11 protein-coding genes and 1 pseudogene are annotated in these 13286 nt (G+C 57.7%); 7 read left to right on the top strand and 5 right to left on the bottom strand.

All coding sequences use genetic code 11. The annotated features are described in order from the left end of the window. Both RWK44_RS32550 and RWK44_RS32545 read left to right on the top strand, forming a co-directional pair. A partial coding sequence (locus RWK44_RS32550; RefSeq protein WP_316028578.1) for an isocitrate/isopropylmalate family dehydrogenase occupies positions 1 to 336 on the top strand: 336 nt, incomplete at its 5' end. A gap of 62 nt (positions 337 to 398) precedes the next feature. Beyond that, positions 399 to 1104, top strand: a pseudogene (locus RWK44_RS32545) (IS5/IS1182 family transposase); the annotation flags it as partial. A gap of 85 nt (positions 1105 to 1189) precedes the next feature. On the opposite strand, the gene RWK44_RS32540 reads toward RWK44_RS32545, so the two are convergent. From RWK44_RS32540 to RWK44_RS32525, 4 genes are read right to left on the bottom strand one after another with little or no spacing between them, the layout of a single operon-like run. Then, positions 1190 to 2155, bottom strand: a complete 966-nt coding sequence (locus RWK44_RS32540) for a sugar phosphate isomerase/epimerase family protein (protein WP_127431447.1) — start codon at positions 2153 to 2155, stop codon at positions 1190 to 1192. A 17-nt stretch (positions 2156 to 2172) separates the two neighbouring features. Beyond that, the gene (locus tag RWK44_RS32535) at positions 2173 to 3882 is read right to left on the bottom strand and encodes an ABC transporter permease (protein WP_127431446.1); all 1710 of its coding nucleotides are present in this window, start codon (positions 3880 to 3882) and stop codon (positions 2173 to 2175) included. After that, complete coding sequence (locus RWK44_RS32530) at positions 3879 to 4883, bottom strand: ABC transporter ATP-binding protein (RefSeq protein ID WP_168257362.1); 1005 nt, start codon at positions 4881 to 4883, stop codon at positions 3879 to 3881. Before RWK44_RS32530 ends, RWK44_RS32535 begins: the two co-directional genes overlap by 4 nt. Before the next feature lie 50 nt (positions 4884 to 4933). Next, entirely contained in the window at positions 4934 to 5917 is a 984-nt protein-coding gene (locus RWK44_RS32525; RefSeq protein WP_246642652.1) for an extracellular solute-binding protein, read from the bottom strand. Positions 5918 to 6045: 128 nt separating this feature from the next. On the opposite strand from RWK44_RS32525, the gene RWK44_RS32520 reads away from it, so the two are divergent. Then, positions 6046 to 7236, top strand: a complete 1191-nt coding sequence (locus RWK44_RS32520; protein WP_244604858.1) for an ROK family transcriptional regulator — start codon at positions 6046 to 6048, stop codon at positions 7234 to 7236. Between the two features lie 119 nt (positions 7237 to 7355). Here RWK44_RS32520 and RWK44_RS32515 read toward each other — a convergent pair whose 3' ends face one another. After that, positions 7356 to 8615 (bottom strand): ROK family transcriptional regulator, encoded by a 1260-nt coding sequence (locus tag RWK44_RS32515; RefSeq protein WP_316029968.1) that lies wholly within the window; start codon positions 8613 to 8615, stop codon positions 7356 to 7358. 287 nt (positions 8616 to 8902) lie between these two features. Here RWK44_RS32515 and RWK44_RS32510 point away from each other — a divergent pair, with 287 nt between their 5' ends. The 4 genes from RWK44_RS32510 (at position 8903) to RWK44_RS32495 (ending at position 13246) form a co-directional block, all read left to right on the top strand. After that, complete coding sequence (locus RWK44_RS32510; protein WP_310856085.1) at positions 8903 to 10357, top strand: ABC transporter substrate-binding protein; 1455 nt, start codon at positions 8903 to 8905, stop codon at positions 10355 to 10357. A 71-nt stretch (positions 10358 to 10428) separates the two neighbouring features. Beyond that, positions 10429 to 11358, top strand: coding sequence for a carbohydrate ABC transporter permease (locus RWK44_RS32505; RefSeq protein ID WP_221986521.1), 930 nt, complete (start codon positions 10429 to 10431; stop codon positions 11356 to 11358). A 1-nt stretch (position 11359) separates the two neighbouring features. Next, complete coding sequence (locus RWK44_RS32500) at positions 11360 to 12193, top strand: carbohydrate ABC transporter permease (RefSeq protein ID WP_027681768.1); 834 nt, start codon at positions 11360 to 11362, stop codon at positions 12191 to 12193. A gap of 27 nt (positions 12194 to 12220) precedes the next feature. Further along, entirely contained in the window at positions 12221 to 13246 is a 1026-nt protein-coding gene (locus tag RWK44_RS32495; RefSeq protein WP_127431440.1) for a Gfo/Idh/MocA family protein, read from the top strand. The last annotated feature ends 40 nt before the right edge of the window (positions 13247 to 13286 follow it).

Genomic DNA, 13286 nt, shown 5'->3' with positions numbered 1-13286 from the left:
CTGCTGACGCCCGACGGCAAGACGGTCGAAGCCGAAGCCGCTCACGGCACGGTCACCCGCCATTACCGCCAGCACCAGAAGGGCCAGGAAACCTCGACGAACTCGATCGCCTCGATCTTCGCCTGGACCCGCGGCCTGGCGCATCGCGCCAAGCTCGACGACAATGCCGAGCTCGCCCGCTTCGCCGCGACGCTCGAAAAGGTCTGCGTCGACACCGTCGAATCCGGTTTCATGACCAAGGACCTGGCGCTGTTGATCGGCCCCGACCAGCCGTGGCTCTCAACCACCGCCTTCCTCGACAAGATCGACCAGAACCTGCAGAAGGCCATGGCGTAAGCCGGTCTTTCCGAGATAACATCGAAGCGGCGGGGATTTTCCCCGCCGTCAGATTGCTGCGAGTGTTCGACGCCCCGACGCTCAGCCCAGAACCGCCGCGGTTACAACGATAAATCGGTTGCCCGGGACATCTTCGATTACATCGTCGAACAGGCGATCGGCCACGGGCTGGTCGGCACGGTGGCGTTACACGGATTCGACCCATCTGAAGGCCAATGCCAACAAGGGCGAATACGATCTTGCAATGGTCGAGAAGTCGCGCGCCGACTACTTGGCCGATCTGGATGCGGCGATCGAGGCCGAACGCAAGCTGCACGGCCAGAAGCCCTTGAAGGACAAGGAACGCCGGCCGGAGGTGACGACGACTAAGGTTACGCGCAGCGTTCAGACAGCGGCTATATGGTGCGCGACGGCAGGCCGAAGGGCTTCTTCTCTCTCGATCATCGCACGATGGACGGCAAGCTCGCCATCATCACCGATACTTATGTCACGCCAGCCAATGTCCACGACTCGATCGTCTATCTCTCAAGGCTCGACCGGCAGCAGACCCGTTTCGGCTTCGATGTCGGCGCGGACGGGCTGGATGCCGGCTATGCTACGCCGGGCATCGCCAAGGGCCTGGAAGACCGGCAGATCCTTGGCGTCACAGGCTATCGCAATCCCACTCCGCCCAAGCCCGTCATGATGCGCAAGTCGACGTTCGTCTTCGAACCCGAGACCGATGGCTATCGCTGCCCCGAAGGCCATTTGCTGACCCATTCGACGACACCGACGAAGCCGACAGATTCTTTGGTCTAAACTGTCCATCCATCTGGACCGCGGAACGGTTCAAACGTCAACGCTGCTACCTTTGTCACGACGTAGTGAAGAATTGTCGAGGGCAGGCGCATTCGCCATCACTGCTTTTCCTCTCGCGCGCCTCGGCTACCATCTCCTCAAGCCTAACAGCAACACCGTGAGCGCGGCGATAGTAGGCGGATTCTGGTATCCCATACCGGTCAATTGGCGTCTCGAAGTTGAGCGGAGTCTGATAAGGAGTTGAGGCGATCGCCGAGGCGATCGTGTGCCAATCTAATCGTCCGTCGAATGGCAAGAGATGGTCATCCACTGCTCCGAAATTGTCGTGAATGTGAGTAGCAATGACGCGATCCGCGAAACGCTCAAGCACGCTGAGCTTGCCTGGCTCGATCAGTTCCCAGTGGCCACAATCGAAGCAGACGCCGATGAACTCCTTGCCGTATCGAGCGAACAGCCGATCATAGAGGTTGAGGAAATTCTGGGCGTTGGCGCAGAGGAGAGTTTCCGCGGCAATCTGGACGCCCTTTTCGACGCAGTAAGGCCTGATTTCGTCGAGAGACTGGAAAAGGGGGTCGAAGAACGCTCGTTCGGCGGCTTCGCTGCCGAAGACGTTGTCGTTGATATCGATGTGCAGAACGATATTGGGGGACTGGAACGCGGCCGCCAGGTCGACACGGTTACGCAACAGCTCGACTCCGCTGCGGCGCTGCCATTCATGCGGCGACAGGAAGTCCTTGCGCGTCTCCATCGCGAAAGGGCCAGGGTTTTTGTAGCCGATCTCGGTGATAGGATTGCGGCCATTGCTGGCATGAACCGAGTGCACTTTCAGCCCAGCATCGGCCACGATCCTGCTTGTAAACTCGATCTCGGCGTCGGCCAGCCAGTACGAACTGCCGGAGTCGGGATTCCAGTTGATGTGTGTGAAGCCAGCTTCCTTAATGAGGGTGAGCGAGTTGCGAATGCCTTCGTCGTACCAACGCTCCTGGTGCGGCCAATGCCAGACGGTGATGCAGGTATCCAATGGATCAGTCTCCTGTTCTACAATGTTGTGGTTTCTGGACCTTTGCCAAGGCCGATCCGCTCGGCCAACAGAATGATCGCCATTGAAAACACCATGATCAGATTGACGTAGACGAGGTTGAGGGCCGCCTGCTCAGGATCGACAGACAGCGAGCTGTCTACGATTGCAATCGGCAGCGGCTTGTTATTGACGTTGTATAGAAAGGCCGACAAGGGGTATTCCGACAGGAGATCGTTGAAGGCCATCCCGGCGACGAGGATTACAGTCGGCGCCACTATCGGCAGAATGATGCGGCGATAGCGATAAAGACCGGTGGCGCCCATCGAGCGGGCGGCCTCGTTATAGGCCGGATCAATTCCTACGAAGGCGGCCCTCAGGAACCTCACCATCAGCGGCAAGGCGACGATGGCGTAGCCAATCGGCAGGAGCCAGTAGCCGCCGAGGAGGACTGCGTTTCCAACGAGCGGGTTTGGCGAGTCAAAGGTGACGATCAGCCCGACAGCGAGCAGAATACTAGGAACTACCCATGGCAGGAAGAAAGTGATGTCCAGAAGGCGCGTCAGCCAACTGCGGCGGCCAAGAATAACCGGGACGGCAAACAGTGTAACGACGAGCGCCGCCGATACCGCGACAAGGCTCATCACTATGGAGTTGAAAAACGGAAGAAAGGCGCTGCCTTCGGTGAAGACGCGGGTATAGTTCTTCAGTGTCAGGCTGGATGGGATCACTTCGATGCCGATGCTCGCGGCAGGGGCGAAGGAGAAGAGTACGACAAGCGCGATCGGCACCGTATAGATAGCCACGAGAAGATAGGCAAACAAATGTAGCACTGCATTGCCGATGGGGCTGCAAATTTTGCGTAGCTGGATGGGCGCAGTCGCTTTCGCGCCGCCGACATAGGAGCCGCGCGCTTCGAAATATTGAGACAGCAGTATAAGCGCCATGAGACATAGTCCCATCATAAGCGCGAGTAAGGCGGCCATGTCGGGACGGCGCAGGCTGTTCAAGGTCAGCACCATCTGGCTCAGCATGTGGAAATCGCGACCGCCCAGCACCTGAGGGGCGGCGAAAGAGCTGATTGCGGTGTAAAGGGTGAGAAGGGTGACGGCGAGGAACGTCGGCATGATCGCGGGCAGTACCACACGCCACAGGATGGTATATTCCGAGGCACCCATACTGCGCGCAGCTTCGATTGTTGCGTAGTCGACGCGGCGCATCGCAGCGCGCAGAAAAAGATAGTAAAAGTTGGTCATCAGAAAGGTATGCGTGAAAAGCACGCCAAACCAGCCGATGAACCAGGCTTGCGGGAGGCTGGAGACGGCGGCCTTCACCAGATGTGTCACCGCACCGCTGGGACCATAGGTGAAGTTGTAGCCCGCCGCCGCAACGACACCGCCGAAGACCAGGGGCGTTGCATAGGCGATTTTTAAGAGTGCGCGACCGCGTACGTGAAAATATTCAAGGACGACGACCTGGAACATCCCGACAATGGTCACCGTAACCATGGTCGCTGACGTCATCCAAAGCGTGTTCCAAAGGGCAGCGCGCACTCTTCGTGATCTTGAAAGTTCGCTTGCGATCTGGCCGACCACCAGGCTGCCGTCCTTGAAAAAGGCCGCATGAAGTGACGCCACTAGCGGCAGGATCAGGAAGGTGATGACGATCCAGATCAGGGCCGCCACTCCGATCCAATAGACTACGCGCTCGACGGGCGCCGCGCGGTTCATCTGCCCGCTTCCTCGAAGATATGCGCCGAGCCCGGCCGGACCGTCCAGGACACGGTCTCACCGATTTCAGGTAACTCGTGCCCCATCCTGGCGGCCGAAATTAAGTGTCCGCCGGCATCCAGGTCGATGCGGCTGTGGGCGCCAAGAAATTCCACATGGCGGACGGTCGCCGGCAACCCGGCTTCTACCGCTTTCCCGACGAACACATCTTCGTGGCGGACAAAGATGCGCCCCCGAACGTCGCGGCCCAGAATTTGCGCGACAACCGGTGCGAGCAGTTCGTTGGCGGTGCCGATAAACTCGCAGATGAACGGCGTCGCGGGCTTTCGATAAAGAGTACGTCCGTCACCGATCTGTTCAACGCCACCGTTCGCCAGCACGACGATCGTGTCGGACATGGTGAGTGCATCTTCCTGATCATGCGTGACAAAGACCGCCGTGAAGCCAAATTCCTGCTGGAGCCTCTTGATCTCGCGGCGCATCGTCACTCGCACCTTGGCGTCGAGATTGGACAACGGTTCGTCGAACAAAAGCACCTTGGAGCCCGCGACGAGCGCGCGCGCAATCGCGACCCGCTGTTGTTGCCCACCTGACATGGTCGCGGGCTTCTTGTGCAGTTGCTCCGTAATCCCGGATGTTTCGGCGATCTGGGTGACACGCTTGACAATCTCGCCCTGCGGGATCTTCGCCACACGCAAAGCAAAGGCGATATTCTCGAAAGCCGTCATCGTTGGAAACAGCGCATAGTTCTGGAATACCATGCCGACGTTGCGCCGCTCCGGAGGCTCGATGGTAATATCTTTTCCTTCAAGAATAATCCGACCGCTCATGACCGGATGAAAGCCAGCCAGGGTCCTTAGGACGCTGGATTTGCCGCTGCCGGAAGCCCCGAGCAGAGCAACGAACTCGCCTTCGTGAATCTCAAGCGAGAGGTCGCTGATGACAACCTTGTCGCCATAGCCAATATGCAGTTTATCGATGATGAGGATCGGGGTCGGCATAAACATACTCCTGAGAAGCCTGGCGATCTGCGTCGCCCGGCCCTACATCCTCACCGGATTTCTAGCTCGATCTTCTGCAACCAGCCGTCCAGTTTGGGCGCGACGGCATCCCAATCGATCGGCTGCGCCTTGACTAGTTTCGCATTCGCCTGCACCTCTGGCGGTGATTTGGCCAAAGCCGCCGGCAGCACCGGAACCTGACCGAATTTCTTGGCGTAGCCGGCCATGACATCGGCAGAGCCGAACCAGTCGACGAATGCCTTTGCCTGCTCCAGCTGATCGGTTCCCGCCATGATCGCCACGCCTTCAGAGATGACGGGCGTGCCACCTTCCGGGTCAATGACCTTGACTTGCATGCCGAGCTCCTTGGCGTCCTTGATGACGCCGCCGAACCAGTTCAGATTGATGATCGCACCGCCCGATTTGAAGGCTTCCTTGCGCGCATCGGCGTCATCGACAACGATCGCGTTCGCATAGAATGCGCCAAGAAAATCCCATCCAGCCTGAGTGACTTCGCCCTTGTCGTCGAGGAACCGGGCCAAGATGCCGGCAAGATAGACCCTTGTCGTCTGCCAGGCGGTGTTGCCGATGACGTATTTGCCTTTGTATTCGCCCCTTGTCAGGTCCAGCCAGCTTTTCGGCGCCCGCTCAGCGGCAAGCTTGTCAGACTCATAGGCGATGACGACCGGTGTGCTCCAGAATTTGTAGACAATGCCTTCCTTGTCCTTGTAGTGCGCAGGCAGGTCCGCCGCCCAGGCTGGTGTGTATGGCTGGAACAGGCCATTCTTTTTGAGCAGAGCCATAGACGCGTCGACCATGCCAAGTACGACGTCGGCCTGGGGGTTGTTCTTCTCGGCGACCAGCCGATCAAAAAGTTCTCCTCCGGGTGCGCGCAGAAACTGCACGTCGTGACCGGCGCCTTTAGCCTGGTCGATTATCCATTGAACGTTTTCTTCCCCCTGAGGTGAATAAACGACGAGACTCTTTGCCAAGGCCGGAGAGGCGATCGCGATCAGCACGGCGGCGAGGCTCAACAATCGTTTGATCTGGTGCATGGTGTTCTCCCATTTCATTTTGGCGGTCATTCCGGTTTGGCTTTCTTAAAGGATCCTCATGACAGATTAATTACATTGCGTAATTTAATATATATTGCAATAGCTGTTTGGCTGCTGACAATTTGACACTCTTGGAACCAATGGACCTTTCACGGAACGAACGACGACTGGTCGAACTGATTTTCGTAGGCAAGCAGATTGCGCGGGTCGACCTGGCGGAACGGTCCGGCATGACAGGTGCTTCTGTCACTCGGCTGATAGGTCGCTTAATTGAGATCGGACTTCTGATCGAGGTGGTCGAGCGGACCGGCGCCCAAGGCCAGCCTCGGCGCTTGCTGAGCTTGCGGGCTGACCGATATCTTTCCGCGGGAATAACATTCTCGGTCTCCCGAATGGAGGTAGCAATTGCTGATCTAGCGGGTAAGATTCTTACCTCCCGATCTGTAGACATCGAGACCAGCACAGCTTTGTCTGTGGCAGAGGCGGCGCAGGCTGCTATCGCAGCGATGCTGACCGATCTTGGCACGCCTAAAGATCGCCTTCTCGGGGTCGGCTGCTCGGTGCCCGGCAATTTCGGCACGATGTCGCACATCCTCAAGGCCCACAGCTTCTTCCCGGCTTTCGATGATGGTGAGGCGGACCAAGCTTTTAAAGCGACTTTCGAAGCGCCCTATTACATCGAGAATGATGGAACAGCTGCATCGCTCGGAGAGTATGTGTTCGGCGGACGCATCCCGCAGCCTGATCCGATGTTCTTCATTCACATCGGACACGGTGTCGGGGGAGGGGCGGTTATCGACGGGCGGCCGTACCGCGGTGTCAATGGAAACGCCTGCCTGCCCGGAGTTCTCTACCCGTACGACCAGCCGCGCCCATCCGGCCAAGACCTTTTTGCCACCCTCAACAGTGCCGGCTTCGCCATCCACGACTTCATCGACCTCGATCGGTTGCCAGATAGCGCCGAAGCGGCGTTAGAAATCTGGATTGAACGCGCCGGAAAGCAGCTCAGCGAGACGGTGCGTGTAGCTACGGCGATGTTCGACCCCGCGCTGATTGTCCTTGGGGGACGGCTGCCAGAACTAGTGACAGACAGGCTGGTACGCGCAATTTCCAGTCAGCCAATCCTTGGCCCGTCGCGCGGCTTGGAGGCTGCCGCAGTTGAGGCCTCTCGACTTGGCCCTCGCGCCGGCGCGATCGGGGCGGCCTGCATTCCGTTCTTTGCCTCTCTCTTTTCCGCCGCCGTCGCAGACGATGGCAGTCCTTACCTTAACGGTCGCAAGCCCAAATCCCGACCTTAGAAAATTCGATAGCGCGCCTGAGTCTCTTTAAGAAGCCTACCGGACAGGCCTTGCCCGGCGCGAATCGACACAACAGGTCCGCAAGCCCCTTCGTTGCATATCGGTGTCGCTACAAAGCCTCAAATGACCAGCTTGAGGTGGCTGGATAAAACCAGACCGGCGGCGCCGCGCAGAGCCGTATGGCCTTCGCCGATACCATTCACCGTGATCGATATCTCCTGACCAGGTCTCTTCACCACTAGCTGCTCTACATGCTGCCTGATCAGCTCTGCTGCCTTCATTCCGCCTCCGGCGACGTCTCCATGAAGGACGTAGGAGTTGAGGGAGAGTGTTTGCTGCAGATTGACGATGCCGAAAGCCACGTTCCGTGTGTAACGGACGAGAAGCTCCTCTGCCGCATTCGAGCCTTCGTCTGCTTCCTTGACAAGCCTGGCACAGGTGATGCTCTTGGGATGCGGCAAGCCCATTCGGGCGGCTTCCTTTCGTAACCACGGAAGAGCAGCGACCGTCTCCCAGCAGCCGTGCTTTCCGCAGTTGCAAGGGGCACCATCGATCTGCACCACGGTGTGCCCGAGCTCGCCGCCGGATCCGGCGAGTCCACGATAGACCTTGCCGTCGATGAAGAAGGCGCCGCCGAGAACCTCGCCAGTATAGACCGCTGCGAAATTTTGTTGACCGCGACCGGGTCCGAACCATCTGTCCCCAACAAGCAAGGCACGGGGGTGGTGATCGATGGCAACCGGAAGAGAGAAGCGTTCTTGTAGTATTGCTACGAGGGGAAGTCCCGTTAGAACGGGAGCAAGATTGACGGTGAGAATGGTTCCATTGTCACTGTCGATCATTCCAGCAGAGGCCACGCCAATGCCAAACGGCGCCTGCTGGGCCTGAGACAGTGTGGCAGTAAGCGTCTCCGTCATGACCGCGGTGAATGCTTCTGTGTCGCCATGCGTATCAAATTCAGCTTTCGCAACGGCCTTGATCTCACCGGTTAACGCCACGAGGCATGTTTGTATCGTGCCGGGCAGAAGGAGGACCGCGCCAAGCATCGGTGCATCGGGGTTAAAATAAAGCGGACGAGCCGGCTTGCCGCCTTTGACGTCGGAAGGCGACGCATCTCCCTCAATAAGAAGCTGGTCTTCGATCATCGGCTGCACAATACCGGTTATCGTGGTCCGGTTGACACCTGCAAGTCGAGCGAGATCTGCCCGGCTTTTGGGTCCGTTGTCATATAAGGCTTGAAGGACGCGACCGCGGTTTATCGCTCCAAGCGCCGATTGGGAGACAAGTGTCACGTTACCGCCGTTCTCGCCGACGGCGACTTCTCTGCTGGCAGGGGTGCGCTGGCCCAACGAATAGGACGGCTGGCTCTCAAACTTCAATTCTCTTCTCCAATCTACCGGATCCTTTTAGCCCGTACATTATCGAACGGCCATACAACATAAGGCCCTTTCCGGTGATGCAAGCAGGACCTCGATGACAACCGCAGTACCGCGCCGGAATTTTCGCCGCGACAACTTCTTGACACTAACATACGTTTGTGCGAGGTACAAACTAACTGCTTACAAAAAGCACATTAGGGGTAACAATCTCAGTATCGACAAGCGGAAGCCCAGGGGCTGCGCTGAAGGGCCGGGGTTGGGATACGAAGCAACTGAGGAGGCTGTTTATGACAATCGATATCGGAAATATGTCGCGACGTGACCTGCTGAAAAGCGCTTCCGTCGCAGCTCTTGTGGCTGGCGCGGGATCATTGGCCATTCCACGGAGGGGTGCCGCGCAGGATGCGAACACCTTGCGCGTCCTGTCCGTTGAAGACCCATTTTTTTTCTCAATGAAGGCGCTGGTGCCAGAATACGAGAAGGAAACCGGCATCAAAGTCGAACTGGAGAGTCTCTCCTATGACGCCCTTCAATCGCGCCTCGTGTCTGCCTTTGTCGCCAAGACCTCCGACGCCGATGTCATCGTCGTCGACCAGATGTGGCTCGGGCAATATCTCGACAACGGCTGGATCATCTCGCTGAACGATTTTATTGCCAAGGACAGCGAATTCGACCTCTCCGACTTCATCCCCGAGGTCCTTTACTCCTCGAATATGTGGCGCGGCCAAGTTGGCACACTGCCGGTTGCCGCCTATGCGCAGGGGGTCATGTATCGCAAGGACGTCTTTGACGAACTCGGCATTGCAGCGCCGCCGACCGAGACATCGGAAGACTGGACCTGGACGAAATACATCGACACACTGAAGTCGATGGAAGGCAAATCATTCGCCGGTAAGCCGCTCTTTCCAACCGTCGTTTGCGGTTCCCAGCCGTCGCCGATCGTCCACATGTTTACGCAGGTGTCGGCAAGCCACGGCGCGAATTGGTTCAAATCTTTCCCGGCCGCTCCGTGGGATTTCTCCCCGCAACTGACGAGCCCCGCCTGGATCAAGTCTGTCGAAGTCTATAGGCAGCTCTACAAGTTGTCTCCGCCTGAAGCGATCAACTATGTTTGGTTCGATGCCGGCACCCGTTTCGCCAAGGGCGATATCGGCATGTTCTACTGGTGGACCCCGTACTTCTATCTAATCAAGAACTCGGGCTACATGACCGGCAAAAAGTCGGACATCATGGATAAGTACGTAACGGCGGCCTTGCCGAAGGCCGAGGGCGTGCCTCAGACGGTTAGTCTCGGCGGCTGGAGCCTTGGCATTCCATCGAGTTCCGAAAGGCAAGAAGCAGGCTACGCCTTTATCAAATGGGCGACCTCGAAAGCCACGCAGAAGAAAATGGCCCTTTGGCCGGACCTCAACTACCAGTTCTCCGACTTTGCGCGCATTTCGCTCTATCAAGACGAGGAAGTCAAGGCGATCTATCCTTACCTCGATGTGCAGTATGCGATGATGAAGCAGGGCAACGGCAAGATCACACGCCCGCCTGTCCCTGGTTACACAGCCATCGAAAGCGTGTTGGGTCTCACATTGAACCAGCTTCTGACCGGTAGCGAAGAGCCGAAGACCGGCCTCCAGCGCGCCAACAGCCTGTTCGAGAGCATCCTGAAGGGCAATCTCATGATCCCTTATCAGAAGGATAGCTACACAGATACTCTTGATGGGGCCAAAGCCCTGATCGCCAAGAACTAATTAGAGTTCTCCTCGGGCCGGCGCGAGAGCGATCGCGCCGGCAGCCAAGTGAAGAAGAACTGGATCTGGCAATGCACACGACTACTGTTTGCTCTCCGCGAGCCCTCGGGCCCGCCCGGAAGAGCTTTATCGGACGAAACCTGCCCTACTTGCTGATTGCGCCTTCGGTGGTGATGCTGCTCGCTCTGATCGCCTACCCCTTGCTGTTTGCCCTAAGATCGAGCTTCTATTTCTGGAACCTGCAAATCGGCCCGGAGCCGCTCCAGTTCATTGGGTTCGAGAATTATGTGCAGGCCTTCAACGCGTTCGACTTTCGCGCCGCGCTCACTAATACCCTGATCCTGTCGATCCTTGGCACGGCACTTGAGTTCACGTTTGGCCTGGCGATCGCGCTCATTCTGCTCAAGGCACTGCCGGGCATGAACATCGTGCGGGCCCTGCTGATCCTGCCAACAACGATCGCGCCCATCGTCGTCGGCTTTTTGTTCCGCTACCTCTATGATCCCGGCGGTGGCCTGTTGAGTTGGGTGTTGCAGTCGCTCTGGCTCCCCGTTCCCGCAGAAGGAATTCTTGGCTCGCCATCGACAGCACTCGCGGCGATCCTCTTCGTCGACATCTGGCAGTGGACACCGTTCTTTGCAATCGTTCTCTATGCGAGCCTTTTGGCCGTGCCGGACGAGATTTTGGAGGCCGCACGCCTGGATCGCGCGTCTGCATGGACGATCCTGATGCGGATCAAGCTACCGCTGATCAAACGCACCGCAATCATTATCGTCATGCTGCGCTTCATGCAGATCTTCAACACCTTCGACACGGTGCTTGTGCTCACGCGCGGCGGACCGGGCACGTCTACACGCACCCTTGGATACTCACTCTACGAACAGGGCCTTGTGAACTTCAACATCGGACTGGTCAGTGCCATGACCTGGATCACCGTGCTGATCGTCAACGTCATCGTTGCACTGTACGTCTTCTTCGCGTTCCGAAACGAGGAGTGGTAAAATGTCGCGCCGACACACGAGCTTCAACACGGCACTCACCTACGCCGCCGGCCTCCTCTTCCTGGCAATCTTCGTCGGTCCGATCCTGTGGTTCATCGCCCTTGCGATCCGGCCGGCTGAGACGGCGTTCACCATGCCGCCGCAACTCACATTCGAGCCCAATCTCGACGCATTCCGGCACATCCTCGTCGATCCTGGCACCAACGCGCCGCAACTGGTCAACAGCCTCATCGTCGCGATCGGTGCTGTGCTACTCAATCTGCCTTTTTCGGTTCCCGCAGCCTACGCGTTGTCCCGTTTCAAGCTCCGCGGCAAGAAGAACATCATGTTGTGGTATCTCGGGCTGTTGATGGCCCCGCCGGTCGCGTTTCTGATCCCATATTTCATCCTCATCACGCGCATTGGCCTCCAGGGTTCCTACTTTTCGATGATCCTGGTCCTACAGACGCTGACGATCCCGTTTTCCGTCTGGTTGATGAAGAGCTTTATCGATGAGGTGCCAGTGGAACTGGAGGAAGCTGCCCGGGTGGACGGCGCCCGTTGGTACACGATCATGTTGCGGATCACGCTACCGATCGTTCGTCCTGGGATCATTGTTACCTCGATGTTCGCCTTCGTGTTCGCGTGGAACAACGCCGCTTTTCCGCTGGTGCTGAGCTCACGCTCGACCGCCACCCTTCCGATCGGAACACTTGGGTATTTCGCAACGAGCGGAGTGACCTGGAACTACATCGCCGCCGCCGCAGTGCTCGCGATGATACCTCCGATGATCATCTTCCTTGTTTTCGATCGATACGTCGTACGAGGCCTCACCTTTGGTTCGGTGAAGGGCTGAGCTTTCCTTTATGAATGGAGTAATGAAATGAATAGACTGCGAATGGGCGTCATCGGCGCCGGTCTCTGGGGCGGCAATCATGCCCATACCTTTAATGTCTTGCCGGAGACCGATCTGGTCGGCGTCTGCGATCTTGATGAGGGCCGGGCGCTGAAGATGAAGGAAAGCTACAGCGCAATGCAGGCCTTCACCGACTACCAGAAGCTGATCTCAAGCGATCAGATCGACGCCATCTCGGTCGCAACGCCTGACTTTACCCACACGCCGATCATTCTAGCGGCTCTGAAAGCCGATAAACACGTGTTGAGCGAAAAGCCGCTTGCGACGACGGTGCGTGAAGCCGAGGAAATCGCTGCGGCTGCCGCTAAGTCCAAGGGCAAGCTGATGATTGATTTCCACAACCGTGTGAATCCGATCCTCGCCCAGGTTCGTGACATGATCCAAAACGGTCAGATCGGCTTGGCCAAACACGGGACTGCGCGTCTTTCGAATACGACATTCGTTCCGCTCGAAATGCTGAGCTGGGCTGCAAAGTCTTCGGCACTCTGGTTCCTGGGCAGCCACCTCGTCGATGTCCTACGTTTCATTCTCGCAGACGAAGTCGTGCGTGTTTATTCGGTTGCCCGCTCGGGTACCCTATTTGCCGCCGGCGTGGATACGAAAGACTTCCATGTGTCGGTGCTTGAATTTTCCAAGGGCACGGTCGTGACCATGGAGAACAGCTGGATCCTGTCGCGTGACAATCCTTCGCTCGTTGATTTCAAGATCGAGTTCGTTGGTGAAAAGGGCCAGGTCCAGGCGGACCCCACCCATAATGGCGGCCTGCGCAAGATCGTCGACGGCGGACTGAAATACAATGACTACATCGGCATAACACCAACCGGCGCGACACGGATCGGCGGTTTTGTCTTGGAATCCATTGCCCGCTTTGTCGATAGCGTCGTGCGAGACGCTCCGCTGCTGGCAGATGCACAGGACGGTCTGGCAAACACAAAGATCCTGGCGGCGATCGAGGAATCCGTCGCGACCGGCAAGGCTGTGAACATCGGCTAAAGCCGGAACCAAAGGCGAGGGGCATGTCCGCACAAACGGT

Origin of the sequence: Rhizobium sp. 25PS6 (assembly GCF_032464655.1) — a bacterium.
In the GTDB taxonomy this organism is placed as follows: Bacteria; Pseudomonadota; Alphaproteobacteria; order Rhizobiales; family Rhizobiaceae; genus Rhizobium; species Rhizobium laguerreae.
Note: the sequence above shows the minus strand (reverse complement) of the source record. Positions and strands in the feature narration are given on the sequence as shown.

Excerpts from the sequence above, each read along its gene's own strand:
- RWK44_RS32535 (WP_127431446.1), bottom strand. The coding sequence starts at position 3,882 with ATGAACCGCGCGGCGCCCGTCGAGCGCGTAGTCTATTGGATCGGAGTG.
- RWK44_RS32530 (WP_168257362.1), bottom strand. The coding sequence starts at position 4,883 with ATGCCGACCCCGATCCTCATCATCGATAAACTGCATATTGGCTATGGC.
- RWK44_RS32510 (WP_310856085.1), top strand. The coding sequence starts at position 8,903 with ATGACAATCGATATCGGAAATATGTCGCGACGTGACCTGCTGAAAAGC.
- RWK44_RS32505 (WP_221986521.1), top strand. The coding sequence starts at position 10,429 with ATGCACACGACTACTGTTTGCTCTCCGCGAGCCCTCGGGCCCGCCCGG.
- RWK44_RS32500 (WP_027681768.1), top strand. The coding sequence starts at position 11,360 with ATGTCGCGCCGACACACGAGCTTCAACACGGCACTCACCTACGCCGCC.
- RWK44_RS32495 (WP_127431440.1), top strand. The coding sequence starts at position 12,221 with ATGAATAGACTGCGAATGGGCGTCATCGGCGCCGGTCTCTGGGGCGGC.